Source organism: Wolbachia endosymbiont (group A) of Sicus ferrugineus (assembly GCF_947251515.1).
GTDB lineage: Bacteria > Pseudomonadota > Alphaproteobacteria > Rickettsiales > Anaplasmataceae > Wolbachia.
Genome location: NZ_OX366370.1, coordinates 441,158 through 465,719 on the forward strand (window position 1 = coordinate 441,158; position 24,562 = coordinate 465,719).

A 24,562-nucleotide genomic window follows, 5' to 3' on the forward strand; every position below is an offset into this window, starting at 1 on the left:
AACAAGGTGGCTACATCGTCATTTGAATGATCAGTATGTGCGAAAAACTAGTAAGGATGGTTATAGGTCACGCTCAGCATATAAGCTGGTAGAAATGGATAATAAATTTAAATTATTCCAAGAAGGGCAAAAAATTATTGATCTTGGTGCTTCTCCTGGTGGATGGTCACAAGTCGCGTCTCAGAAAGGTGCAAATGTAGTTGCTCTTGACATGAAACCAATGAACGCAATTAATGGAGTAGAGTTTATACAATGTGATATTATCAATGGGCTTGAAATTTTAAGAGAAAAATTCAAGGATCAAAAATTTGATGTAATTTTATCTGACATGGCGCCCGAATCTTGTGGTTTAAAATCGTTGGATCATATCAGAATTATGCTTTTATGTGAGGCAGCGCTCAATTTTGCAAAGCATTTCTTGAGCCATGGTGGCACGTTTGTAGTAAAAATTTTCCAAGGAGAATCTGATAAAGATTTTTGTAACGAGCTAAAAAAAATGTTTAAAACAGTAAAATATTTTAAACCAAAGTCAAGTAGATCTGAATCTACAGAAATGTATTTGGTAAGTTTAGGCTTTATTGGCAGCAGAACTCCTATATAATATTAACCCAGGTAGCCCGCAGAAACGAAAAAACTTCCTTGACAAACTCCGCCAGCCCCCTTATCATGAAACTGAAGGTATTCAGTTATCTTCATCTGTACAGATTAAACAGCAAAAAAACAACGTAGTTGGCGTCTTATTTTTAATTTTTTGCACTATGTGCACTTTATGTCTTCACAACATTTCTAGGTTTTTACCTATATAAGCCGAAACACGCTTATAAGTCGTTTAAGACAGTATAGTACGCCAATTTGCAGGATTAGGGGGTGAACACTAATTACCACGGGGTTTCTTTTGCCTTTTTTTCGTTTGGTAAATTTCTTAAATATTTATGGCTAAAGATTACACGAATGTTACAATTACAAAAGCGATCTCTACTAAGGTGTCATCCCAGTGCCCCTATGATGTCATTCCAGTGCTCCTTTTTTTGTCATGAAAGTAAACCAGTGTCAGCTACTCGGATGACAGAAGAGGGTACTGGAATGACATCATAGGGGCGGCTGGAATGAAGGGAGAAGGGGCTACTTATACCAATTCCCACTATACAAAGAACGGATAGACAATAATGGGAAAAAAGCCATACTAAAGTAAGTGAAGTAGCGAGGTATAAATGGCATTAAGATCAAAATTATTGGATGAAAAAGTAGTAGAATCAGCAAAAGAAATGCTGAAGAAAGTAAGGAACAATGCATATGTTTCAAAAAAACTAAATGCTGTAATTGCGGCAAAAAAGCATAGTATAACGGCTGTAGCAAAAATATATTGAATTTCAAGAAGCGCACTAACTTCGTGGATAAAACTCTTGAAATTTGGCAGAGAAGAAAAACTGTTTGCTCCTCCATCACGCCGTAGAAAAACTAAATTAAATCAGGATCAACTACAGCAAATTGAAGCATGTATAGAAGAAAATCCTAATATTACCATTAAAGAAATGAGAATAAGAATCCAGGAAAAGTTCGGATTAAATATCAGCAAATCTACAGTACACCGCCATATGCAAAAGATGAAATTTTCATATATTACACCAAGACCAGTACACAACGTACAAGATAAAAGTAAACAAGAGGAATTCAAAAAAAAATCTCAATGAAGTTATTGGCAAGTATCCAGAAAAAGAGCTATTTTTCTTTGATGAATCAAGGTTTGGCACACATTCGAAAGTTGGGCATGGATGGTTTAAAAAAGGCACTAGGACTCGGGTTAAAATAAAATTAGGTAGGCATAATTTTTATCTCTACAGTGCAGTTAATCCTAAAAATGGAGAGAGTTTTAGCTTATTTGCACTAAATGTTAACACTGATTGCATGAATGTATTTCTTGAGCAAATGTCGCAATATCTAGGGACAAGAGAAGCTGTTCTTGTTATGGACTGTGCTAGTTGGCATAAGTCAAAAAATTTAAAGGTAGCTAAAAATATTGAGATTATATACCTACCTCCATATTCACCTGAACTCAATCCTGTTGAGAGGCTTTGGTTATACATAAAACAGAACATTTTGCGCAATAAAATATACGATACAATTGCTCTGCTTTAGGGTGCTTTGTGCAAATTTATTACTTCTCTTGCCAGCTCCACAATTAAACAACTCTGCAATTTCTCCTATTTGACTGACCAACAATGAGAATTGGTATTAGTATAGAGAAATATTTGGATGGATAAGAATTTGATTTTGTTTTACCACCGTTAAGAAGGTTTGTGATGTCCTCTTTATATAACTCGAGTTTTTTGATCTCAGATGAAGCTTTCGTTATTTGTTCGTCTATTTTATCTATAGCAAGTGCTTTAGCCTTTTCACTGTGCATTTCTACATTATTTAAATTAGTTCTATCTTCTTGTAATTTCTTTTGCTTGTCTTGCAGATCTTTTAAATCTTTATCCATTGCACCTTGCAGCTTTTGATTTAGTTTATCCAAATCATCTTTGGCTTCTTGAAGTAAATTTTTATGAGTGAAATATCTTAATAAAATAGGTAGAGTTAAAGGATCTTTTTTATGAGTAAAACACAAAGCATCCAGAGTAACACTATCAGGTATTATTTCTCTTGGCAGAGTTACAGCGTATCCTGAGATCAGATCTGCTAGGTACTTTTCTTTATCACCATCAGCTGACCTAAGAAATTTTTTGTTACTAAATATCTTAGCTAGTGCTTTCGTATCCCAGCCACTAGCTTGTTTTATAATATCACTTAACATCGTAACCTCACTAATTATTTTATGCACGCAGTTTAACACTATTTTAATTACTTGTCAAGAAAGTGTAATTATTAACTATAATATTTAATTAATAAAGCTTTGTTTTTTTAATAAAAAGCAATCTAAGAAACTGTTATAGATGACTGCTAGAAACTCTCATCGCTGCCTTTTTGTTAACAGTGGTATTGCTAATACTAGACTTCAAGTTACTGCAAAAAATGTTTTAAAACATAGTGATATCTTGACTTTGCCTAGTTAATACTCCAAATTATAAAAAAACAGATAGTTCTATGACGACAAGTCTATTACAAGGCAAAAAGGGATTAATAACCGGAATAATAAATAAGAGATCGATAGCATGCGGTATAGCAAAAACTCTCTCAGAGCACGGGGCAGAACTTGCAATCACCTACCAGAACGAAATAGTAAAAGAAAAATTATTACCAATAGCAGATGAATTAAATGTGGAGCTAATATTACACTGTGACGTTTCAAATGAAAAAATCATAGATAACGCTTTTAAAATAATAGAGAAAAAATGGGGTACTCTTGACTTTTTGGTGCATGCAATAGCATTCTCCGATAAAAATGAGTTAAATGGTAAATATGTCGATACTTCACTGAACAACTTTCTCAATGCAATGCATATATCGTGCTATTCTTTCACTGCTTTAGCGCAAAGAGCTGAAAGAATGATGTCAGGTGGTGGTAGTTTACTTACTTTATCTTATTATGGCGCTGAAAAAGTTATGCCAAATTATAACGTTATGGGTTTATGTAAAGCAGCACTTGAAGCAAGTGTAAAATATATAGCATGTGATCTTGGACCACAAAATATCAGAGTAAATGCCATTTCCGCTGGTCCAATCAGAACTTTAGCATCTTCTGGAATAAGCGATTTTCACTTCATATCAGAATGGAATAGAAATAATTCTCCACTTAGACGCAACGTCACAATAGAAGATGTTGGCAAGGCAGCGCTATACTTATTAAGCGACTTAAGTAGTGGCACTACTGGGGAAATTTTGCACGTCGATTCAGGATATAACGTTGTGGGAATGAAGGTGGTTGACTAACAAAGCACTAGTTCCTTCGGGTTCATACACAACTCTATCAGGAGTTTTGTGACTGTGATTGCAGAAAACATCGAACATAAAATTCCTATTGATAAAGTGACAGAAAAGCCTCTAATTGCTCCGCTGCCAATAATGAACATTATTCCTGCAGCAATTAATGTAGTGATATTTGAATCCAGTATTGTCTTTATAGCGTTTTTAAACCCTTCTTCAATAGCACGTTCCACTCTCTTGCCAGATTTGATTTCCTCGCGAATTCGCTCAAATATTAAAACATTTGCATCCACCGCCATACCGACAGTAAGTGCAATACCTGCAATTCCAGGTAAAGTTAGAGTTGCTTCAAGCAGAGTGAGAATTGATAATATAAGAATTACATTAGAAAAAAGCGCAACAGAGGCCAATACACCTAATTTGCCGTAAGTGATAATTATAAATAAAGCCACGGCTACAATAGAGATTGTTGCTGCCATTTCCCCTGCCTTTATTGATTCTTCTCCAAGGCTTGGGCCAATGTTTTTTTCTTCAATTATTTTAAGTGGTGCTGGCAGTGCTCCAGATTTTAAAAGTATTGCAAGTTCGCTTGCTTGTTTTTCAGTGAAATTACCGCTAATTTCTCCCTCTCCATTTAAAATTGGCTCACGTATTGTAGGTACTGTTAAGACTGTGTTATCCAGAACAATTGCAAAAGGTTTTCCTACATTTTCTTTAGTGATTTTCGCGAATCTTTTACTCGCTATGCTGTCAAATTTAAAATGCACTGTCGGTTTACCTAAATTGCCGAATCTAACTGATGCGTTAACCAGCGAATCGCCACCTATTTCAGTTTTGCGAAATATCGGATAAGAATTGCCTAAAGAGTCCTTGAGCATGACAGTAGTTTCGTGATCTATATCCTGCACCTTGGCTACGTTAGTGTTTGCCAAGTGGAAAGCTAGCTTAGCAGTTTTGCCAAGCAGAGATTTTATCTGCTTGGTGTCTTCTACTCCAGGCACCTGCACTAATATTTTATTCTGCCCTTGTTTTTGAACGCTGACTTCCTTTGTGCCAAGTTTGTCCAAACGCCGCTGGACATTGTTTATTGATTCTGCAGCTACTTCACTGATCAAAGAATTTTTATAATGGGGTTTATACGAAATGAGAATTGAAGAATCTTTTCTATTTAGCTCTAAATTTGGATTTATCGCATTAATCAACACAGATGCTTTTTTATAGTCATCAATATTATTTAAAGTTACAACGCTATTTTGTACGTTAGATTCAATATTTTTTGTTATCAATGTCTCTTTTATCTCATCAGCTAGCATGCCTAGCTTTTCCTTAAAATAGAAGTCTAAGTCTATGTTTAGAAGCAAAGATGCCCCTCCTTTCAGGTCAAGGCCTAAGTTTATTCTTTTTTTCGAAATGAAAAGCTTATTATCAAAGAAATTTGGCAGTGTTATGTATAAAGCAAGTAAACAAATGCATAATACTGAAAAAGATTTGACTATAAGCCTGTTGTACATAAGTTGTAGGTTTAAAATTGCAGTGTAAGTTAAAAATAGATTTTTGTAAAATTCTCTGTTGCCTAAATAACCTATGGTGTCATCCAAGTAGCTATAGAAACGAAAAACTTCCTTGACAAGTTTCGCCAGCCCCCTTATCATAACAGTGAAGCTATTTATTTATCTTCGCAATCTCTGCAGTGGATTAATGACAAAAAACTTAATGTATTTGGCGTAAATCATGCTTAATTTTTGCACTATGTGCACCTCATGTCTTTATAAAACTTCTAGGTTTCTACCTATATAAGCTGAAACGTGCTTATAAAGCGTTTAAGACAGTAAAAGACGTCAAATGACAAGGGAGAATTTGAATACTAGCTACCCTAGGGTTTCTTTGCCTTTTTTTCCGCTCAGTAAATTTCTTAACGTTTATAATTTAGGTTAATCGCATTTAAAAGCGGCTGAATCGTAGCGTTTAGAATAAAAAACGCCAATATTTTGAAGTACATATAAATAACTAGTCACCAACGGGGCTTTTTTTGCCTTTTTTTTCATTTGGTAAATTTCTTAAATATTTATGGCTTAGGTTAGTTACAAATTAAGAGCAATATTCACGGAAATGGTGTCATTCCAGTGCTTGACACTGGAATCCAGCTTCTATGCAACCTCATCAAAAACATTCATTTAGTATAAGATCAGCTACTTTCTATGCTAGTTTGCTTGTTCACAAGCAAACTAGCCCCCATCAAGAATCTTATCTGTTAGCTATATATAAAATTTGATACTCTGATACCAATTCTCATTGTTGGTCAGTCAAATAGGAGAAATTGCAGAGTTGTTTAATTGTGGAGCTGGCAAGAGAAGTAATAAATTTGCACAAAGCACCCTAAAGCAGAGCAATTGTATCGTATATTTTATTGCACAAAATGTTCTGTTTTATATATAACCAAAGCCTCTCGTGTTTCTAGATATTGCGACATCTGCTCAAGAAATATGTTCATGCAATCAGTGTTGACATTTGGTGCAAATAAGCTAGAACTCTCTCCATTTCTAGGATTAACCGCACTATAGAGATAGAAATTTTGCCTAACTAATTTTGTTTTAACCTGTGTTCTAATCCCCTTTTTAAACCACCCATGTCCAACCTTTGAATGTGTGCCAAACCTTGATTCATCAAAGAAAAATAGCTCTTTTTCTGGATACTTGCTAATAGCTCCATTGAGATTTTTTTTTGAATTCCTCTTGTTTGCTTTTATCTTGTCCATTATGAACTGGTCTGGGTGTAATATATGAGAATTTCATCTTTTGCATATAGCGGTGTACTGTAGATTTGCTGATATTTAATCCGAACTTTTCCTGGATTCTTATTCTCATTTCTTTAATGGTAATATTAGGATTTTCTTCTATCCACTCTTCAATTTGCCGTAGTTGATCCTGATTTAATTTAGTTTTTCTACGCCGTTGTGGAGGAGTAAACAGTTTTTCTTTTCTGCCAAATTTCAAGAGTTTTACCCACGAAGTTAGTGCGCTTCTTGAAATGCAATATATTTTTGCTACAGCCGTTATACTATGCTTTTTTGCTGCAATTACAGCATTTAGTTTTTTTGAAACATATGCATTGTTCCTTACTTTCTTCAGCATTTCTTTTGCTGATTCTACTACTTTTTCATCCAATAATTTTGATCTTAATGCCATTTATACCTCGCTACTTCACTTACTTTAGTATGGCTTTTTTTCTATTATTGTCTATCCGTTCTTTGTATAGTGGGAATTGGTATAACTTCTTCCAGAACACTAAATAGCTCACTTTGTTTTCCGTTTTTCTCTTCGACAAAACTTTTAGCAGCTTCAACAACCTTGCTTATACGAGGTTCTTTTTCTAGCTTTTCAAGATACTTTGAGAAGATTTCACAACTTTTATCATCCATATGCACCATTATTTTGCCAAAGCTTGAGGCATTCTCGGGCTTGTCAGCTTTTTCAGAAGATAAGGTTATCACAATCTTTTCACTGTTGCTTATTGGAAAAGTCATCTGGAATCTGCCCTTTATATCATGATATTTTCCATCTTATATTCGTATTACATCATCTCCTTCCCCGATCTTTAATGCTCCATCTAAATTTTGAAATTCTGGATTACTCAGAAATTTTGCAGGAGTGATAACGCTTTCCTCTGGACATTGTATATAATAAAGTCCATTATCTCTTTCCAGTATAACGCCATCTTTTTTATCGTTTTCAATGCTATCACATACAATTTGTTTTAGATTTGATAGATAATTGTTACGTTTCTCTAGCAGATCTGTTGGTAAGAGTTTCAAAGCTTCCTCACTCATATAAATGTCTGTTGAAACTAGGTCGAATACTTTTGACGAAAGAAGGTCTAGTTGATCTATTTCATAAGTGGACAACCCTTGCATTTTTAGGGTATATAAGTTGTACACCAAAAAATCTATTAATGATCTATTCTCAGAGAACACATTACATGGCATACCAAACAGGATCTTTTTATCTTCTCTAAGTGCTATGAGTTCTAGCGATTCCTTTATCATTCCCTTTGCGACTGTCTCATCGCTACACAAGGGTGGGGTGCTAGCTTGACGTCTTGTGTTCAATAATGTACTTAAGGTATTTTTTCGTACACATTCATCAACTTGTTTATATATTGCTATGTCTGGTTGAGGCGCGCCCGTTACTTTTAAATCTTCAAGTTCATCTTCATTTTCTATTATAAACGTTTTACTTAATATGTGATCAGGTGTATCTTTATCATCTTCTATAAAAGCTTTATTTAATATATTGCGATCAGATTTATCCTCAGGCTCATTTGTAAAACACCTATAAAAACTAGGACATCGTTCATCTATAGGCGTTTTATTTGGTACATTGTGATCAGATGTACCTTCATCCTCAGGCTCAGGCTCATCTATGGCACCATCTTCAAAATTAGTAGGAGTAGGAGAACGAGTAATATACCCCTGATCTATCTAATCTGAATTATGCTTTTGTATACCTTGATCTACCATATATCCCCCTACTTGACATAATAAAACAAGAAATTCTAGTTGTATTATGCTTGCGTGATCTATAAAGTCAATAGTTAAATTGAAAAATTTTGATTATAATTTACTTTACATAGAAAATGCCCTTGAATTATGCTAAAAATCGCTATAGTAGGCCTACCAAATGCTGGAAAATCGACCCTTTTTAATAGACTTGTGGGAAGAAAAGCAGCAGTAGTGAGTAACATTCCAGGGGTGACGAGGGATAGACGTGAGGGAATAGGGAGAATTAGTGATCTGGAGTTTAAAGTTATAGATACAGGAGGATGGAACGACCAAACTAGTTTTTCACTGCAAGTTATTGAGCAAATAGAGTTTTCTTTATCCAGTTCAAACATAATTTTCTTTCTTGTTGATGCAAAAGTGCAAAATGAGCGAAATAAAGAGTTTGCAAAGTGGCTGAAGAGAAAAATAAATAAACCTGTAATCCTCATAGCAAATAAATGCGAGAGTCATAAATCCGAAAATGTTGATTATTTGCAGTTTTTTGATTTTCTTGGCCCGGTATACATCTCAGCCGAACATAATCTTGGCATGGTTGATCTTTATGATGAATTAGCTGGTGTTATTGAAAATTTGAATGAAAACACTGATCTATTTGGCAGTGAGTCCAGTAAACTAAGGATCGCAATCATCGGTCGCCCGAACGTCGGAAAATCAACTTTTTTAAACAATTTACTTGCAGAAAACAGAGTAATAGTGAATTCAGAGCCAGGCACAACACGTGATTCTGTAGATATTGTATACGATCATAATGGGGAGCTAATTACTCTCATTGATACTGCAGGAATTCGAAGAAAGGCGAATGTTGTAGATGGCTTAGAATCAAGATTTGTTGAGAAAAGCTTGGAATCAATCAAGCGCTCTCATGTGGTAGTTTTAATGCTAGACTCCCTAGTTGGTATTGAGCAACAGGATTTATCAATTGGTGAAGCTGCAATTAAGGGAGGGAAAGGGATTATTGTTATTTTAAATAAGTGGGATTTAATAGGTAAGGATGACAGAAGTAAGTTAATAAAATTTGTCAAACAACACGAAGTGACTCGGTTATTCTTGGAAGTGCCAACTATAACAGTTTCTGCGTTAAAAGGCATGCGCTGCGGTGATGTGATAGATAAGTGTCTTGAAGTGAGTGAATCTTTGAACAAGAAAGTCAGCGCTGCAAAACTGAATAAGTGGCTAATTAATGCTTTAGATAGGCACTCTCACCCGCTTGTAAAAGGCAAAGCAGTTAAAATGAAGTATATCGCTCAAATTGGTACTAAACCTCCAGCTTTTTCTTTGATATGTAACATACCTGAAAGTGTTGATGAAAGTTACAAACGCTATTTAATTAATGACCTTAGAAAAAATTTCTTTGCTGAAGGCGTGCCAGTCAGATTACTTTTGAAAAAAAATAAAAATCCCTATGCAAAATGAATACTCTGCTTTATACTTTCAGGGGTCCTTACAATAATTTACTTAAAGTCGTGTGTAATAACTCCAGAATTCCTACAATCTTTCTGCTATTAAGTGCTTTTGCTCTAATTTTTGCATATATGCTAGAATATTTTTTCAACATGCTGCCATGCAAGTTATGTACATACGAGCGGGTAGTTTACTATGTTGCAGGGTTACTTGCAGTAATATGCATGCTTAAAGACAACAAAATTCTAATCTATGCAATGTTTTGCAGCTACCTCATAGGTGCAGTAATATCTTTTTATCATGTAGGTCTTGAACTCCTCTTATTTCATGATGTTTTAGGTTGTACAGAGCAAGCAAGTGGTAACGTTAGTATAGAAGAGCTCAGAAATAATCTACTAAATCCTAATTACTCTCCATCTTGTGACAGACCTCATTACGTTCTAGGTGTTTCCTTAGCAACATGGAATTTAATTTATCTCATAGCAGCTCTGTTCGTATCAGGTAAGGTGTATTGTGGAGAAAGAAAGAAATCTAAATAATTTAAGGTACAGCAACAATCAGTTCTTGCAACAGGCAATTAGAGTAAATCATGCTGGGGAATATGGAGCTATTTGCATTTATTCTGGTCAAAAATTTATTCTTAAAAAATCTTCTATAATCAATGAAATAATTGAAATGGAAGAGCAGGAAAAAAAGCATTTTCACTATTTTAATGAGAAAATCAAAGAGCAAAAAGTTCGTCCTACTGTTTTGTTGCCAGTTTGGCGTGTTTTAGGAGTGTCACTTGGCGTTGCAACTGCCATTATGGGCAAAAAAGCTGCTATGGCTTGCACTGCTGCAGTTGAAGAAGTTATAGGGGAGCACTACAAAGAGCAAGTTTCACATTTAGAAGATGGGGAATTAAAAGAAACTATAAGTAAATTCCGCGATGAGGAGCTAGAACACAGAGATATTGCAATTCAGCACAATGCTGAAAGCGCATTTGGCTACACCATTTTATCTTCATTCATAAAAACAGGCTGCAAAACTGCTATTTACTTGTCCAAGTTAATTTAACTAAGCAGCTTTCTTAAAGTGTTTTTAATGTTATGATGACACCAGAAACCAGGAAGAAATTCAAGTGTAACAATTATTTTATAACTATATTTACATATCACCATTATTAATCAATAATTAGTGTTTGTAAACTAACTACATTTAAAGTATAGACCGCAAAGGAGGCAAAAGTGCGTTTTAATTTAGAACCAGGAGATACTGCTTGTGATGGTAGAAGTAAGCTCGTAGCTGTCAAAATAAATAACGAAGAAAGAATTAACTTACCTTTCACATCTTACGTTTTCGATAAGGATCATTTTGTCATATCTAACTTTAGACACAATCCGATGAACAGCGTACTAACCAATTTATCTCAAGGACTACAATTAAAACTAGAAAAAGCAGGAGGTGATTATAAGCTAGCTTTGGTTAATGATTCAGGTCAATATTATCACTTCTATTACCATGATCCAAACACTGTAAAAATTGCTACTTTCGATTCCATACCTAGCAATTTCATAGAATATCGGGATCAGGAGTAAATTTACTCTTATACTGAGGAATGTTCAATCAACCTTGTACCGTTAATAAAGAGTAAGGTCCTGATAGATCCAAAAGATATAATGAGTAGTGAAGACATAAATCTTATTTTAAAAGAACTTGAAAGTTCACCTGATAAAAGGCTTAGAATAAGCGCTGGAGAAAATTTTTTAATATCGCACAATTACAAGAGTGTCAAAATATATAATCCCTCTAATAATTCTATAGGAATATTGAACAATATTGCTGCTAGTTTTAATGATGAAAAGCTGCTGTTATCCTCTAGAAATGCTACTGTTGTAACAGATGAGTCTGACACTGGGCTTAAGAGAACTAACCCCCGCTTTAGAATAAAAAGATTAAATAACGACAATTATGTTGGATGTATATTAAGTGAATATGGTAAATGTGCGAGATTTTATGCTCTGACACCTGAGAGCTTTGAACAAGACGAGCATCTTCACTTAGATTACTATGATGACTATGAGGATGACTCACCAAGTCATTCCTCACACCCTTATTACTACTATTTACATGGTCTGGAGGTTAGCATGAATCATAAAAAAATTAAAGATTTAGAAAAGAAAATTGAGAATCTACAGCTACGTATGGAGTCAGTGGTAGCAATGCCTGGACCTCCTGGGCCAAGAGGTTTGCCAGGTCAAAGAGGCAAACTAGGACCACGTGGTCTTGATGGGCTGCCAGGCATACCTGGAGAAAAAGGAGAAAAGGGCCAAGAAGGCGGGTTTTATGCAGTCTCAGAACTAACAGGAAAGCCAGGTCCTAAAGGGGATCAAGGTCATCCAGGTCTAAACGGGTTGCCTGGAGAGAAAGGTGACAAGGGTGCTCAAGGTCGAGTAGGTCCAAAAGGTGATAAAGGAGATTCAGGTCCAGTAGGCCCTCAAGGAGTAGATGGTGCTCCAGGTGTGTCTGGAGAAAAAGGTGATCTTGGTCTCAAGGGAGATAGAGGTGAAATTGGAGCACCAGGAATGGATGGATTGCCAGGTCTACAAGGCTTTAATGGCACGCAAGGAGAAAAAGGTGCTCAAGGTCGAGTAGGTCCTAAAGGCAACACAGGAGCGCCTGGTCCTAAAGGCTCAAAGGGAGAAGATGGGGTAGGTGCTGCAGAGGCTGATCAGTTTTTGCGAAAGATGAATCAAACAAAAATTGAAATCCAGAATGCTCAAAAAGCAGCAGAGGTAGCTAAAACCGCTTCTGAAAAATCTGCCAAAGAAGCTCAAGACGCTGAAGGTAATGTTACAAAACTACACGATAAAACAGTGAATTTAACAAAAAGAGCTGAAACTTTTAAGAATAAAGTAGTGCAATTGCAACGAGACACAGAGGCTTTGCATCAAGACACAAAGGAATTCTACAGTAAAGCAAGAGATATATTTTGTAAGACAAACCCTGCAGACCAAATCTGTACTACACGTAGAAAGAAGAGGGAAACTAAAAATTTAAACAATCCAGTGACAAGTGGAGTAGGTAGACCAACTTCATTTATATCTCAAGTAATAAATTTCTTTTATCCTTTTGTAAAACAAGATGAATATAAAATAGAGAATAAAACACAAGAGCTTAATCAAGTGGCAAAAATAATAGATGCAGCAGATATTGCTATAAAATTTGAAAAAGTATCAGAAGAAACAGCTTCAAACTGCGGCATACCAAAAAAAAGCTTAAATTTTAATCCAGTAAAACTACAGTCAACCATTCTAGATAGGTCATTATTTAATGATGAAAGTCGTAACGAGCTGTTAAAACTCTTATATTTATCTGCAAAAAAATCATGTCCAAATTACAAACAAACTGATAGATTTTTGGCTACTTTCAAAGATCGTATGGAAAGAACATTAGAAAACAATGAGCAACAAAGGGGGTTTGTTAATATTGAGAAAACAGCACCAGATAAGGAGCAGCCAAGGAGTTTTATGAGCGATATCACTCCTCCAAGTAGTTTCAAGACGATTGATCTGAAGGCTGTTAATTGTTTAAGGTAATAGTATGGGAAATACATTTAGAATAGATAATAAAGATCCGCTCTATAAGAAGCTGATTAAACTTCCTACTGCATATTACAGGTTAGAGATTAATAACAACAAGTATACTATCCATTCACACATTGGTACGGCTGAGTCGGGTGATACTATTAGTGATGTAAAGTTACAGAGGCAGGGTGATGAAATAGTTTTATGTACAGAAGACTCAGCTCTGAAACTAAATGGAGGAAACTTTGTTATAGAACAAGAAGCTATCATAGGTGAAAATCAGGAGAATATTATAAAACGGCTTCAATTAGGAGAAGAAGCATTAATTTCACGCAAGAACATAAAAGGTAGTGAAAATTTCGCTATTGATTTTATAATTAGTAATGACGATGGAACTGAGTTAAATGGAATGCTAAGCTTCATCAATTTTAATGATGAAAATGATCCAGTACTACAGAAGATCAAAGGAGAAAATGGTGGACTTTATTTTACAATAAAAGATGACAATATCTATATATCAGACAAAAATGGAAAGTGTCTTCCAGTGTGTGAAGATGGCAGCTGCTATAAGTATCAATATACAAAAGATGAATGTGATGTATTAACAATAAGTGATGTATCAACAATAATAGGCAATTTAACCGAGACTAACAACGAAAAGCAGAAATTCACTTTGCAAAAAGGGAAAGAATTACCGCCTGATATCTATGAAGCAGATATTGTCTTAAATGGTAAGCTTATAGCTACTTTACCAAAAATAGGTTACTACATGCTCAATGATCAATTGGTCATGCGTAATTATGTTACACAAGAGAAGGTAGTTATCCCAAGAGATTTTCACTATTTAAAAGTTATTAAATTTAATAATGATGATTATAAATTAACGTTTTGTAATTTTTTAGGTAATGAATTCTTTGAATACAAAAAATACGATCCCCAGTATTCGAACGTTTCAGATGAATATAAATTCATCAGTTTAAATTGTGCGAAAAAAGAATGTAATCCAAATCTTTGGGAATTATTTAGTCATCGACCATCGTTTTTTATTACAGAAGAATCTCCTGAACCAGGCTCTCCAGGTCACTATTCAGTTGCCGTGTTCGAATTCATAAGTGGTAAAAAAGGTAGGAAAATGGCTACATTAATTGATGAATTTGGCTCTTTCAATAAAGAGGGTAAGTTTCAGTATTATGATTACCATACAAAAGCAGAGTATGGTGTTTATGATTCTTCTGAGATTAATCTAAAAGAAATGTATACATGGACAGATGCAAATAGCGAATTTTGTTTTGCAGAAGATGACAATATAACTCTTCATACTATTCCAGAGTTATTGTAATTATACGCACCAAATTAGGAAAGAATGAAGTGAAAAAGGAATAATATGGTCAGGCTATAGGATGACAGAAGTTGGCTTTATTAGCTATAGGTGGTATGATACTTAGTCAATTTAAGTAAGCAGATGATCTTAGCTACAAAAGTATTTTTTACCTCATTTGTTTTTGGATTTATTCTTTTTCCCTATTTTATAAAGCTTCTAAAAAAAATAAGTAAAGATGGGCAACCAATTAGATCATGTGGACCAGAAAGTCATTTAATAACAAAAAAGAATGTACCACCTATGGGCGGAATAATAATACTGATTTCTTCTTTATTACCAATTTTACTCTGGGCTCAGTTAACACCAGAAATCTTGCTGCTGATATTGATAACTCTATTTTTTGCTCTACTTGGATTTATTGATGATTATTTAAAATTGAAGACAAATCACTATCGAGGTTTAAGTGCAAAAACCAAAATACTTATTCAGTTTATTGTAACTCTGGTTAGTATGTCTATACTTAAGCTATACTCTGCTGAAGGTTTTACAAAAATGTCCCTATTTAAAGGAGTAATAATCGACTTTGGCTATCTATATGTTCCATTCGCTGCATTTGTAATTGTCGGCTCTGCTAATGCTGTGAATCTCACAGATGGTTTGGATGGCCTTGCTGCAACTCAAGTCATCACTTCCTTTGCTTTTTTGGGGCTAATTGCATATATAACTCAAGCAGATATGAATATTACTTTATTCTGCATTGCATTTATAGGAGCTATTTTAAGTTTCTTGTGGTTTAACACACATCCAGCAAAAATATTTATGGGTGATGTTGGTAGCTTGTCGGTAGGCGCAGCTTTAGGGTTAACTAGTGTCCTAATTAAAAGAGAAATGCTTTTTGCCGTTATTGGAATAATCTTTGTAATAGAGACTCTATCTGTGATTATTCAGATATCATATTTTAAATATACAAAGTTTAAATATGGAGAAGGAAAAAGAGTTTTTCTTATGGCACCAATACATCATCACTTTGAGAAGAAGGGATGGTCAGAAAATGTAATCGTTATGAAATTTTGGATAATTTCTATTATCTGTTCAGTTTTTACTATAACTTTCTTATTATAAAAACCTATGAAATACCCAGACTTTACATTAGAAAATAAATTATCAGGAGTGATAGCAGGAGTGGATGAAGTTGGAAGAGGTCCGCTAGCTGGTCCAGTAATATCCGCAGCCGTAGTGTTTATTGATAGAAATACAATTATTGATGGAATCAACGACTCGAAAAAGTTGACTCCTCAATGTAGGCAAGTCCTATATGAAAAAATAACATCCGTTGCAAAATTTGGTATAGGAATGGCAAGCGTAGAAGAAATAAATTCATACAATATCTTGCAAGCAACAAAACTTTCAATGAAACGTGCGTTGATAGACCTGGACCTAGAATTAGATTATGTGCTAGTTGATGGTAATCAACCACCTGAAGTGAAATGGCAAGTGAAATCCATAGTAAATGGTGATAATTTAAGTACATCAATTGCAGCAGCTTCAATCGTTGCAAAAGTTACGAGAGATCGGCTTATGCAAGAATTGCACAATAAGCATCCTGAATATAATTGGTATAAAAATAAAGGATATGGGACAAAAGAGCACCTTAACGCTATTGGCCTTTATGGAATTACAGAACATCATAGAAAAAACTTTGCACCCATATCTCGGGCATTATAGCCTTTAGATAGTAATCACTTACCTTTTTTGAAAGGCATGTTTTCATTAAATAGGCAAACTGTACTTGATCCATTCCTTAAGGTAAACACTGAACTCACCCTTTCGATTATCAGGTAGTTGTCAGCTGTACGGAAGTTTACTAAAGACTCATACCCTGCAGAATCAACCATAAAAACTGCCGGGAAATCAGAGTTTGTTTTATTGAATTGTAAATATGTAAATTTTCCGTCATCAAAAACCTTAATTGGTATTATTGACTGACTGCCTTTAACATGCGAGATGGAATAATTAAAATTTAAGCCCTTCTTTACAACTTCAATGTCGTTTATATCAGGAATAATGGTATGACTAGCTTGTTCGAAGATATCGCCGTTATTTGTTGTGTAAATCTCATCACTGCTAAATAATGGATAAAGAAACCTTACTTCATATGCTAATTTTGGATCATCTAGTCCAGTTGCTTCTTCAGCATGAAGTTCAAAGTAATAAACTCTTTTATTGGTAATTATAGTTGCGTTAGTATCGGCAATATCATCTATAGGCTTAATAAACAATCTGTTACCTTGAGGAAGGAGTTGCCAACCAGTTGAATCACCCATTGAAAGGTTTTGTATTACCTCCCCTGGTTCAAACAATATGCTGGATTGATAACCATAAAAACCCGTATACTTATGTATAGCTTGTGGGTTATAATTTATTACCTTTATGTGATTATCTCCAGCTATTGAACGTGGCTCCTGTTTTGCAAGTGCATCACTACCACAAAAAAACAACAGTACGGCAAACAGTAAACCAATCATAATATCAAAATAAATTAATCTTCATTTTATCATTGATAGACATGCACTGCAACTGTTAAGCTGTACTATAAACCCCAATTATAGGTTAGCAAGGGGTAGAAAAGGCAAGAAATAAGGCAAACTCCTTAAATACTTTAGAACTACAGGAGGCTTCACCTGAACGGATATACTTGGAATCCTGCCATTTTCACTTCGTAAACATACCAAGAATTCTGTCCATTATTCCACCCATATTTGCTTCAGCTTGAGTATACTCTATTTTACCACCGTGCAAGATTAGTTTAATATCTGATCCAGGTGATATATTAACAAATTTACTGCCAACAACTCCACTGCTAGTGATCAGAGCTGAGCTATCAACTGGCAACTTTATATCTCGGCTTACGCACATATCGATTCGTGCTATGTAGGTAGCTTTGTCAAGTGACACACCAGTTATGCTTCCAACGTCCACACCAGAGATCTTGACACTATCACCAACTCCTATACCGTTAGCGTTAGCAAAAAGACCATATATTTTATAGCAATCCTTATAGTTTTTCTTTATGTAAGATAGCTTATCAATAGCAAAGAAAATCAGAAAAATAGTGAAAACTAATACAAATAATCCAGCGGTTATTTCAAGTATATTTGACCTTCGCATCTTTAGTTATCAGGACTCCAGCTTTTATAGTAATTTTTCACTTTTTGGTTTGGATAGTATGCATCTTTTGTACCCGTTAAATTAGGAGTATGTTTTACTTTTCTTTTTTTATTATTAACTGGTACTACATTATCAGTATAGTGAAGCCATATATGCCATTCCGGAGGCACTGTTGTAGGCTCAGAAACACTGCTATACATAATCCACCTTTTCCCTTTACTTGATTCATAGTAAGAATTTCCATTTTCATCTCTTCCTGCAAATTTATCTTCTCTTCGTAATAGGCGTTTTATTGCGTTACAAATTTTAGATAACATAAGAGTATTAAAACAAAAAGTATTATATATACTAATACTTTAACGATATATTAACAACAATTTAATGCAATTACCAATTTTACAAGTTATTATATCAATAATTGCATCAATGTTTTGCTTTCTTACCAAGAAACACAAGGTATCTTGGTTTATTTCTTTTATTGCAACAACAATCACTCTTATCATTTCATCAATACTACTCATAAAAACATATAGAGGCGAGATTATAACTTATCACCTTGGAAATTGGGCTCCTCCGCATGGAATAGAGTTAAGAATCGACGTGTTAAACTCCTTGATTCTAACTTTGGTGAATTTTATAGCGCTGATTAGCGTGCTTTATAGCTTTTATATTAACGAAAAAGAAATTAGCAAAAACAAAATCACTGGTTTTTACTCTCTATTTCTACTGTGCTTAAGCGGACTGCTCGGGATTCTAGTAACAAACGACATATTCAATCTTTATGTTTTTTTGGAAATTTCATCTCTTTCTTCTTATGTATTAGTTTCAATGGGAAGGGATAAAAAAGCCTTGGTTGCAGCATTTGAATATCTAATTAGTGGCACTATAGGGGCAACGTTTTACTTGTTTGGTGTTGGGCTTTTGTACTCCATGACAGGAACGCTCAATATGTCTGACATGGCTGAAAGAATAGTTCCATTATACGATAACAACATCATAAAACTTGGCACATTGTTCATTTTTGTTGGTCTCTCAATTAAAATGGCACTGTTTCCATTAAGCAGGTGGCTGATTAATGCATATAGTGAGGCGCCAAGTTTCATTAGCATATTCTTTTCAGGCACAGTGACAAAAGTGATGATATATGTTTTCATTAGGATCTTCTATACTGTTTTCCATCAGAATTTCTTCTTATTTAAACCATCACTAAGCAACGTGATAATTATCCTAGCACTTTGCGCTGTTATATTTGGGTCAATATCTGCAATAACTGCAAAAGATATAAGAAGACTGCTTGCTAATTCTAGTGTCAGCCAAATTGGTTATATAATTTTAGCACTGAGTTTTAACTCAAAAACAGGTGTATTTGCAGCAATTCTTCACATAGTAAACCACAGCATAATAAAAACATCTTTATTCATGGCTGCAGGATGTATTTCTTACAAATTTGATACAACAAAAATAGAGAATTTATCGGGACTCAAGAAATCAATGCCTTATACAGCACTTGCGTTTACTCTACTTAGTTTAGCATTAGTCGGTGTGCCGCTAACAAATGGCTTTGTAAGCAAATGGTATATAATGAAAGCAGTTATAGAATCTCGCGCGTGGATTTCCCTGATAGCTTTTGCTGCCGGTTCTTTTCTTGCACTAATATACATGTGGAAGATGGTAGAGAAAATGTATTTTGAAAATAGTGCAGCATCAAGCGCTGGAATGACACCGGACAAAATTAATGATGTGCCATTTCCTATGCTTTTCTGTCTATTGTTTATGGCAGCTTTAACAATAGTAACTGGAATATATAGCACTCCAATTCGGTTAGTAGTTGAGAAGTTGGTTTTTTGATTTTTATCTTTGTTTCATATTTTACTATACTTTAAGGTTATAAGTGTGGATAGGCTGAAGAAGACTCATTGGTTATTAGTCATTAACGTGATAGTGCTGTTTTGCGTTGGCATTGCTGTTCAATACTCTTCTGCTGGAGGAAAGTGGGTACCATTTGCAATTCACCAAATAGTCATATTTTCCTTCTTTTTCCTACTCGCTATAGCTATGTCATTCATAGAGCTAGATTTTTATTTGAAGCACGCCTACTTTTTTTATATAGCAGCAGCGATTTCGCTATTAGCAGTAAATTTTTTTGGCTCGCACATAATGGGTGCGACGAGGTGGATAAGAATTGGGTCAATTAGTTTGCAACCATCAGAATTTGCAAAAGTAGGCTTAATACTTGCGCTTGCTCGTTATTTTGATAAGCAAAGTGTGTATAAAATGATGGAATTTAAAAGATTGCTTAAGGCGGTAATAATTATTTTCTTGCCTGTATTCTTGGTGTTAAAGCAACCTAATTTAGGCACAGCTGTGATAATGTTGTTTATAGGAGCATCAATTATATTCACAGCAGTAATAAAAAGAGCTCATTTAGTAATTTGTGGGACGCTTGGCATTTTTGCAGTACCGGCTATTTGGCCTTTTTTACGTCCTTATCACAAGCAAAGGATATTGTCGTTTTTGGATTCATCAGTGGATCCACTTGGAATAGGTTATAATGCGCAGCAATCTCAGATAGCTATTGGTTCAGGAGGTTTGCTTGGTAAGGGCTTTGTTAACGGAAGTCAAACTCAACTTGGATTTTTGCCGGAGAAACGTACGGATTTTGCTTTTGCAGTGCTGAGTGAGGAGTGGGGCTTTTTAGGTAGCATGGCTTTAATTTTGCTTTATACCTCATTACTTGGCATAATTTTCTCTATCGCTTATAGGTCGAAAAATTATTTTTCTAAGTTAGTATCTATCGGGATTTTTGCTTTTTTTGGCGCTCATTTTTTTATAAACATTGGAATGTCAATAGGCCTCTTGCCTGTGATAGGCGATCCACTGCCATTTCTTTCCTATGGAGGAAGTACAACTGCTGCAAGCTTGATATGCATAGGATTATTGCTGGCAATAAAAGCAGATGAACAACAAAATGCTTGTATTTTACCTATGCTAAAGTAAAATTAAACTTTACTTAATAGTTTTTATGCTAGATGAAATGCGTGAGGAGTGTGGGGTATTTGGCATAAGTTGCAACCAAAGTGCTGCTTTTAACTCTATACTTGCTCTCCATGCTTTGCAGCATAGAGGTCAAGAGTCTTTTGGCGTAGTAACCAGTAACAACGATAAGCTGCACTCTTATCACTTTCAAGGTCAAGTGAGCAGCGTATTTGATGATATAGATGAAATAAAGAAATCCTTACCTGGAGATTGTGCAATAGGTCATGTTCGTTACTCAACAAGTGGTAGTAAATTTGGAGTGCAACCCATGTTTGGCAAAAGTGGCAAATTTGGGGATTTTGCCATAGCACATAATGGTAATTTAATTAATATTTCTCCGATACGCGAACAATTAATTAAACAAGAGTGCGTTTTTCAGTCAGATATTGATACAGAAGTAGTAGTGCATCTGACAGCAAGCGGTGAAAAAGATAGCTTTTTAGAGAGTTTTATATATGCATTAAAGCAAATACAAGGTGCTTATTCTTTTGTGGCAATCAATCAAGAAGTAGTTATTGGAGTACGTGATCCATCTGGAATCAGGCCTCTTGTTTTAGGAAAGTTAAACGGTTCTTACGTTCTTGCATCTGAAACTTGTGCTCTTGATATAATAAATGCAGAGTTTGTTAGAGAAATAGAACCAGGCGAATTAGTTACCATCAGTTCGGATAGTAAGCTAGCCTCAATGTTTCCTTTCCCACAGCAAAAATCAAGTTTTTGTATTTTTGAATACGTTTACTTTTCGAGACCAGACAGCATAATGGAGAACAGGTCCATATATGATATAAGAAAAGAAATAGGAAGAATACTTGCAGAAGAGAGCCCACCAAAAAACAATGTAAATATGGTTGTACCAATACCTGATTCTGGAATACCTGCAGCTATTGGATATGCAAAGCATTCAGGATTACCTATGGAACTGGGGATAATTCGTAATCATTACATAGGAAGAACTTTTATACAACCAACCGCTGAAGTACGTAAAGTTAGAATAAAATTAAAATTCAATGCTAATAAGCACACTTTGAAAGGTAAAAACATAATTTTAATAGATGATAGTATAGTGCGTGGTAGTACGTTAACAAATATAATAGTTATGCTAAAGGATGCAGGAGTAAAAGAGATTCACCTCAAAATTTCAAGCCCACCAATTAAGCATTCTTGTTTTTATGGGATAGATACGCCAGAGTGCAAAGATTTAATTGCTGCAAATAAATCTGTAGAGGAAATTAAGGAAGTTATAGGAGTAGATAGCCTAGCCTTCTTGAGTATTGATGGACTATATCAGGCTGTTAAAGGAGAGGTACGTAACAATGCTACACCACAATATTGCGATGCTTGTTTCACTGGTGATTATCCGATTGGCAAATAGTCTACGCAAGATCTTAAGTTTAGAAAATCTTAAACCGCCAAAATTTCTCTTGGCCTTTACTAATTCCGATTCTCGGAGTGCAAATATAATCTGGTTTGAGGTGAGATTCATAAACACAAAATTTGTGGCTTATAGTAAGGTCTTGCTCATTATGTTCTTTTGTAATGTTTAATCTTTTGCACAATATTCCTGGCCCACCTAAATTTGCCTCAAGCGGTTCAATGAGCTTTAATCCCCGTATTAACACTGCTGCTGGGAACCCTTCTGCTTCTGTTACAATATTTAAACAGTAATACATTCCATATATAAAATACACGTATGAAAACCCCGGCATACCAAACATTACTGAGGTTCGGTTAGTATAGCCTCTTGCCGCGTGACAAGCTGGGTCATTCATTCCTATATAGGCTTCAACTTCGGTTATTATTCCACTAAAGTTAGAAAATTTGAGGACTTTTCCTAATAACTCTCCAGCTACAGTTAAGGTCGGCCGTTCGTAGAAATTTCTTGGTAGTATTACATTGCTCATTGTAAAAGTATAAGTTACTTACAAATGCAAGCAACTTATACTGAACTTTCACTATTTTATCTATTTTGAGCAGCAGAAACTTGATGCTTTTGTGATGCGCCGCTCAAGTCTTCTACATTTGTTGAAAGCTGCTCCAAAAATTTTACTTCTTCAGAGCTTTGTTGTAATTGTGTTTGTGGCAATTGTGATGCTAATGCTTCATGTAAAGACTTTGGTTCACGTCTCTTGCCTACTTTTACTTCTTTGTTTGCACGTAACTGTTCTTCAGTAACACCTTTGCTTTCAAGGAGCTTTACACCATTCTTATCGTCAATATTAATTTTAATTTTACGTTCTTTTCCATCAACATACCACTTTAAAGTCATTTCATATAATCCACTAATTATTTCATAAACTCTTTCCCCTTTATCATTAATATAGCAACATGCCCCTCTCTTTTTTTTCTGATTAGAATGACAAAATGTAATTGTTTTTACATTGTACTTTTTACATATATTACCACTCAGAAGTTTAGCTATATCTACTCCTTCTTTACTAACATTCAACACAACTCTCACGGAAGGGTAAACAACATTCCCTTCCCTTTTGCCTTCTTTTATCATTATGGACCCTATAGTATTATTTTTCATACCTTCAGATATCTCTGATTTAATTTGGTCAGCAATTTTGCCTACAATCTCTTTGCCGTGATACTTATACCAATTCTCATTGTTGGTCAGTCAAATAGGAGAAATTGCAGAGTTGTTTAATTGTGGAGCTGGCAAGAGAAGTAATAAATTTGCACAAAGCACCCTAAAGCAGAGCAATTGTATCGTATATTTTATTGCGCAAAATGTTCTGTTTTATGTATAACCAAAGCCTCTCAACAGGATTGAGTTCAGGTGAATATGGAGGTAGGTATATAATCTCAATATTTTTAGCTACCTTTAAATTTTTTGACTTATGCCAACTAGCACAGTCCATAACAAGAACAGCTTCTCTTGTCCCTAGATATTGCGACATTTGCTCAAGAAATACATTCATGCAATCAGTGTTAACATTTAGTGCAAATAAGCTAAAACTCTCTCCATTTTTAGGATTAACTGCACTGTAGAGATAAAAATTATGCCTACCTAATTTTATTTTAACCCGAGTCCTAGTGCCTTTTTTAAACCATCCATGCCCAACTTTCGAATGTGTGCCAAACCTTGATTCATCAAAGAAAAATAGCTCTTTTTCTGGATACTTGCCAATAACTTCATTGAGATTTTTTTTTGAATTCCTCTTGTTTACTTTTATCTTGTACGTTGTGTACTGGTCTTGGTGTAATATATGAAAATTTCATCTTTTGCATATGGCGGTGTACTGTAGATTTGCTGATATTTAATCCGAACTTTTCCTGGATTCTTATTCTCATTTCTTTAATGGTAATATTAGGATTTTCTTCTATACATGCTTCAATTTGCTGTAGTTGATCCTGATTTAATTTAGTTTTTCTACGGCGTGATGGAGGAGCAAACAGTTTTTCTTCTCTGCCAAATTTCAAGAGTTTTATCCACGAAGTTAGTGCGCTTCTTGAAATTCAATATATTTTTGCTACAGCCGTTATACTATGCTTTTTTGCCGCAATTACAGCATTTAGTTTTTTTGAAACATATGCATTGTTCCTTACTTTCTTCAGCATTTCTTTTGCTGATTCTACTACTTTTTCATCCAATAATTTTGATCTTAATGCCATTTATACCTCGCTACTTCACTTACTTTAGTA

22 protein-coding genes and 3 pseudogenes are annotated in these 24,562 nt (G+C 34.8%); 14 read left to right on the top strand and 11 right to left on the bottom strand.

Annotated elements, in window-relative coordinates; all coding sequences use genetic code 11:
• Positions 1–22 precede the first annotated feature (22 nt).
• The gene (locus OPR24_RS02235; protein WP_265033714.1) at positions 23–601 is read left to right on the top strand and encodes an RlmE family RNA methyltransferase; all 579 of its coding nucleotides are present in this window, start codon (positions 23–25) and stop codon (positions 599–601) included.
• A gap of 610 nt (positions 602–1,211) precedes the next feature.
• Positions 1,212–2,223: pseudogene (locus OPR24_RS02240) on the top strand (IS630 family transposase).
• Here the strand turns inward: OPR24_RS02240 and OPR24_RS02245 are convergent.
• Positions 2,180–2,794: a hypothetical protein gene (locus OPR24_RS02245; protein ID WP_265033716.1), complete on the bottom strand. Its 615-nt coding sequence runs from the start codon at positions 2,792–2,794 to the stop codon at positions 2,180–2,182. The pseudogene OPR24_RS02240 and the gene OPR24_RS02245 overlap by 44 nt on opposite strands.
• Positions 2,795–3,084: 290 nt before the next feature.
• Here OPR24_RS02245 and OPR24_RS02250 point away from each other — a divergent pair, with 290 nt between their 5' ends.
• Positions 3,085–3,870 carry an enoyl-ACP reductase FabI gene (locus tag OPR24_RS02250; RefSeq protein ID WP_265033718.1) on the top strand — a complete coding sequence of 262 codons (786 nt, stop codon included), beginning with the start codon at positions 3,085–3,087 and terminating at the stop codon, positions 3,868–3,870.
• On the opposite strand, the gene secD is transcribed toward OPR24_RS02250, so the two are convergent.
• The 4 genes and pseudogenes from secD to OPR24_RS02270 form a co-directional block, all read right to left on the bottom strand.
• Positions 3,867–5,375, bottom strand: coding sequence for a protein translocase subunit SecD (gene secD / locus OPR24_RS02255; RefSeq protein ID WP_265033719.1), 1,509 nt, complete (start codon positions 5,373–5,375; stop codon positions 3,867–3,869). The genes OPR24_RS02250 and secD overlap by 4 nt on opposite strands.
• A gap of 778 nt (positions 5,376–6,153) precedes the next feature.
• Positions 6,154–7,049, bottom strand: a pseudogene (locus tag OPR24_RS02260) (IS630 family transposase).
• A gap of 44 nt (positions 7,050–7,093) precedes the next feature.
• The gene (locus OPR24_RS02265) at positions 7,094–7,387 is read right to left on the bottom strand and encodes a hypothetical protein (protein ID WP_265033721.1); all 294 of its coding nucleotides are present in this window, start codon (positions 7,385–7,387) and stop codon (positions 7,094–7,096) included.
• A 36-nt stretch (positions 7,388–7,423) separates the two neighbouring features.
• Entirely contained in the window at positions 7,424–7,906 is a 483-nt protein-coding gene (locus OPR24_RS02270; RefSeq protein WP_265033723.1) for a hypothetical protein, read from the bottom strand.
• Between the two features lie 603 nt (positions 7,907–8,509).
• Here OPR24_RS02270 and der point away from each other — a divergent pair.
• From der to OPR24_RS02310, 8 genes are all read left to right on the top strand, one after another.
• The gene (gene der, locus OPR24_RS02275; RefSeq protein WP_265033725.1) at positions 8,510–9,835 is read left to right on the top strand and encodes a ribosome biogenesis GTPase Der; all 1,326 of its coding nucleotides are present in this window, start codon (positions 8,510–8,512) and stop codon (positions 9,833–9,835) included.
• On the top strand, positions 9,832–10,362 hold the full coding sequence (locus tag OPR24_RS02280) for a disulfide bond formation protein B (RefSeq protein ID WP_320157126.1): 531 nt from the start codon (positions 9,832–9,834) through the stop codon (positions 10,360–10,362). The genes der and OPR24_RS02280 overlap by 4 nt, the downstream gene beginning before the upstream one ends.
• A complete protein-coding gene (locus OPR24_RS02285) occupies positions 10,337–10,879 on the top strand; it encodes a demethoxyubiquinone hydroxylase family protein (RefSeq protein WP_265033728.1) in 543 nt (180 codons plus the stop codon). Before OPR24_RS02280 ends, OPR24_RS02285 begins: the two co-directional genes overlap by 26 nt.
• Positions 10,880–11,049: 170 nt before the next feature.
• Positions 11,050–11,400, top strand: coding sequence for a hypothetical protein (locus OPR24_RS02290; RefSeq protein WP_265033729.1), 351 nt, complete (start codon positions 11,050–11,052; stop codon positions 11,398–11,400).
• 81 nt (positions 11,401–11,481) lie between these two features.
• Positions 11,482–13,401: a collagen-like domain-containing protein gene (locus tag OPR24_RS02295; protein ID WP_265033730.1), complete on the top strand. Its 1,920-nt coding sequence runs from the start codon at positions 11,482–11,484 to the stop codon at positions 13,399–13,401.
• A gap of 4 nt (positions 13,402–13,405) precedes the next feature.
• Positions 13,406–14,728: a hypothetical protein gene (locus OPR24_RS02300; protein ID WP_265033731.1), complete on the top strand. Its 1,323-nt coding sequence runs from the start codon at positions 13,406–13,408 to the stop codon at positions 14,726–14,728.
• Positions 14,729–14,851: 123 nt separating this feature from the next.
• The gene (gene mraY, locus OPR24_RS02305; protein WP_265033732.1) at positions 14,852–15,832 is read left to right on the top strand and encodes a phospho-N-acetylmuramoyl-pentapeptide-transferase; all 981 of its coding nucleotides are present in this window, start codon (positions 14,852–14,854) and stop codon (positions 15,830–15,832) included.
• Between the two features lie 6 nt (positions 15,833–15,838).
• Positions 15,839–16,435 (top strand): ribonuclease HII, encoded by a 597-nt coding sequence (locus OPR24_RS02310; RefSeq protein WP_010082329.1) that lies wholly within the window; start codon positions 15,839–15,841, stop codon positions 16,433–16,435.
• Between the two features lie 14 nt (positions 16,436–16,449).
• Here the strand turns inward: OPR24_RS02310 and virB9 are convergent, their stop codons facing one another.
• The 3 genes from virB9 to OPR24_RS02325 form a co-directional block, all read right to left on the bottom strand.
• Positions 16,450–17,235, bottom strand: a complete 786-nt coding sequence (gene virB9 / locus OPR24_RS02315) for a P-type conjugative transfer protein VirB9 (protein WP_265033733.1) — start codon at positions 17,233–17,235, stop codon at positions 16,450–16,452.
• Between the two features lie 187 nt (positions 17,236–17,422).
• On the bottom strand, positions 17,423–17,878 hold the full coding sequence (gene mlaD, locus OPR24_RS02320; protein WP_182184055.1) for an outer membrane lipid asymmetry maintenance protein MlaD: 456 nt from the start codon (positions 17,876–17,878) through the stop codon (positions 17,423–17,425).
• A gap of 2 nt (positions 17,879–17,880) precedes the next feature.
• Positions 17,881–18,195, bottom strand: coding sequence for an NADH-ubiquinone oxidoreductase subunit NDUFA12 family protein (locus tag OPR24_RS02325; RefSeq protein WP_265033734.1), 315 nt, complete (start codon positions 18,193–18,195; stop codon positions 17,881–17,883).
• Positions 18,196–18,259: 64 nt separating this feature from the next.
• On the opposite strand from OPR24_RS02325, the gene OPR24_RS02330 reads away from it, so the two are divergent.
• From OPR24_RS02330 to purF, 3 genes are read left to right on the top strand one after another with little or no spacing between them, the layout of a single operon-like run.
• On the top strand, positions 18,260–19,726 hold the full coding sequence (locus OPR24_RS02330; protein ID WP_320157127.1) for a proton-conducting transporter transmembrane domain-containing protein: 1,467 nt from the start codon (positions 18,260–18,262) through the stop codon (positions 19,724–19,726).
• 45 nt (positions 19,727–19,771) lie between these two features.
• Complete coding sequence (rodA, locus tag OPR24_RS02335; protein ID WP_320157128.1) at positions 19,772–20,875, top strand: rod shape-determining protein RodA; 1,104 nt, start codon at positions 19,772–19,774, stop codon at positions 20,873–20,875.
• Positions 20,876–20,900: 25 nt separating this feature from the next.
• On the top strand, positions 20,901–22,286 hold the full coding sequence (gene purF / locus OPR24_RS02340; RefSeq protein WP_265033736.1) for an amidophosphoribosyltransferase: 1,386 nt from the start codon (positions 20,901–20,903) through the stop codon (positions 22,284–22,286).
• A 19-nt stretch (positions 22,287–22,305) separates the two neighbouring features.
• On the opposite strand, the gene OPR24_RS02345 is transcribed toward purF, so the two are convergent.
• The 3 genes and pseudogenes from OPR24_RS02345 to OPR24_RS02355 all read right to left on the bottom strand — a co-directional run bounded on the left by OPR24_RS02345 (position 22,306) and on the right by OPR24_RS02355 (position 24,532).
• On the bottom strand, positions 22,306–22,815 hold the full coding sequence (locus OPR24_RS02345) for a DNA-3-methyladenine glycosylase (protein WP_265033737.1): 510 nt from the start codon (positions 22,813–22,815) through the stop codon (positions 22,306–22,308).
• A gap of 56 nt (positions 22,816–22,871) precedes the next feature.
• The gene (locus OPR24_RS02350) at positions 22,872–23,444 is read right to left on the bottom strand and encodes a hypothetical protein (RefSeq protein ID WP_265033738.1); all 573 of its coding nucleotides are present in this window, start codon (positions 23,442–23,444) and stop codon (positions 22,872–22,874) included.
• A 76-nt stretch (positions 23,445–23,520) separates the two neighbouring features.
• A pseudogene (locus tag OPR24_RS02355) lies at positions 23,521–24,532 on the bottom strand (IS630 family transposase).
• Between the last annotated feature and the right edge of the window lie 30 nt (positions 24,533–24,562).

Bases quoted from the DNA above. Each gene is read 5' to 3' on its own strand.
- OPR24_RS02245 (WP_265033716.1), bottom strand. From the start codon at position 2,794: ATGTTAAGTGATATTATAAAACAAGCTAGTGGCTGGGATACGAAAGCA.
- OPR24_RS02250 (WP_265033718.1), top strand. From the start codon at position 3,085: ATGACGACAAGTCTATTACAAGGCAAAAAGGGATTAATAACCGGAATA.
- secD (WP_265033719.1), bottom strand. From the start codon at position 5,375: ATGTACAACAGGCTTATAGTCAAATCTTTTTCAGTATTATGCATTTGT.
- OPR24_RS02265 (WP_265033721.1), bottom strand. From the start codon at position 7,387: ATGACTTTTCCAATAAGCAACAGTGAAAAGATTGTGATAACCTTATCT.
- OPR24_RS02270 (WP_265033723.1), bottom strand. From the start codon at position 7,906: ATGATAAAGGAATCGCTAGAACTCATAGCACTTAGAGAAGATAAAAAG.
- der (WP_265033725.1), top strand. From the start codon at position 8,510: ATGCTAAAAATCGCTATAGTAGGCCTACCAAATGCTGGAAAATCGACC.
- OPR24_RS02280 (WP_320157126.1), top strand. From the start codon at position 9,832: ATGAATACTCTGCTTTATACTTTCAGGGGTCCTTACAATAATTTACTT.
- OPR24_RS02295 (WP_265033730.1), top strand. From the start codon at position 11,482: ATGAGTAGTGAAGACATAAATCTTATTTTAAAAGAACTTGAAAGTTCA.
- OPR24_RS02300 (WP_265033731.1), top strand. From the start codon at position 13,406: ATGGGAAATACATTTAGAATAGATAATAAAGATCCGCTCTATAAGAAG.
- mraY (WP_265033732.1), top strand. From the start codon at position 14,852: ATGATCTTAGCTACAAAAGTATTTTTTACCTCATTTGTTTTTGGATTT.
- OPR24_RS02310 (WP_010082329.1), top strand. From the start codon at position 15,839: ATGAAATACCCAGACTTTACATTAGAAAATAAATTATCAGGAGTGATA.
- virB9 (WP_265033733.1), bottom strand. From the start codon at position 17,235: ATGATTGGTTTACTGTTTGCCGTACTGTTGTTTTTTTGTGGTAGTGAT.
- mlaD (WP_182184055.1), bottom strand. From the start codon at position 17,878: ATGCGAAGGTCAAATATACTTGAAATAACCGCTGGATTATTTGTATTA.
- OPR24_RS02325 (WP_265033734.1), bottom strand. From the start codon at position 18,195: ATGTTATCTAAAATTTGTAACGCAATAAAACGCCTATTACGAAGAGAA.
- OPR24_RS02330 (WP_320157127.1), top strand. From the start codon at position 18,260: ATGCAATTACCAATTTTACAAGTTATTATATCAATAATTGCATCAATG.
- purF (WP_265033736.1), top strand. From the start codon at position 20,901: ATGCTAGATGAAATGCGTGAGGAGTGTGGGGTATTTGGCATAAGTTGC.
- OPR24_RS02345 (WP_265033737.1), bottom strand. From the start codon at position 22,815: ATGAGCAATGTAATACTACCAAGAAATTTCTACGAACGGCCGACCTTA.
- OPR24_RS02350 (WP_265033738.1), bottom strand. From the start codon at position 23,444: ATGAAAAATAATACTATAGGGTCCATAATGATAAAAGAAGGCAAAAGG.